At 30.9% G+C, this 779-nt stretch carries 1 protein-coding gene; it reads left to right on the forward strand.

Annotated features, from left to right (window positions below):
* Nucleotides 1-779, forward strand: a 779-nt coding sequence (locus T472_RS07635; RefSeq protein WP_023863506.1) for an AAA family ATPase, incomplete at both ends; no start/stop codon positions are given.

The following is a 779-nucleotide window of genomic DNA, read 5'->3' on the forward strand; positions in this document are numbered from 1 at the left end:
CCAGGTAGTTGTTTTAGAGATTTGATTCACAGGGCTTATAAGAAATACAATCAAAAGGTTGTAATCTTAATCGATGAGTATGATAAACCCATACTGGATGTTATAGAAGATATGGAGCAGGCCAGGATAAATAGAGAATTTTTAAGTGGGCTTTACTCTATTATCAAAGATAACGATGCGTATATCAGATTTGCCTTTTTAACAGGGGTTAGCAAGTTTTCTAGGGCATCAATTTTTAGTGGTTTAAATATGTTAACTGACATATCCCTAAATCCAAGATTTGGAAATATCTGTGGCTATACCCAGCATGATTTAGAGACAATTTTTAAGCCCTATTTAGAAAAGGTAGATATGGAAAAGGTGAAACGGTGGTATAATGGCTATAATTTTTTAAAGGATAATGTGTATAATCCCTTTGATATATTGCAGTTTATCAGTAATAATTTTTTGTTTAGTAATTATTGGTTTGAGACAGGTACTCCGTCCTTTTTGATTAAATTAATAAAAGGAAAAAACTACTTTTTACCGAACCTTACTAACCTCACAGTGGATAAGAAAATACTATCAAGTTTTGACATAGAGCATATGGACTTAGAGGTTTTACTTTTTCAATCAGGTTATTTGACCATAGATGAAGTTATACATAATGAGCTTTTGCAATCTATAGAATACAAACTTCGAATACCCAATCTGGAAGTTCAGATATCTTTAAGTGACTACATAATTCGTTATCTTTATAATAGTGATACTAAAATTAAAGAATCACTGATAAAATCTCT

This window comes from Youngiibacter fragilis 232.1, assembly GCF_000495435.3.
GTDB lineage: Bacteria > Bacillota > Clostridia > Clostridiales > Clostridiaceae > Youngiibacter > Youngiibacter fragilis.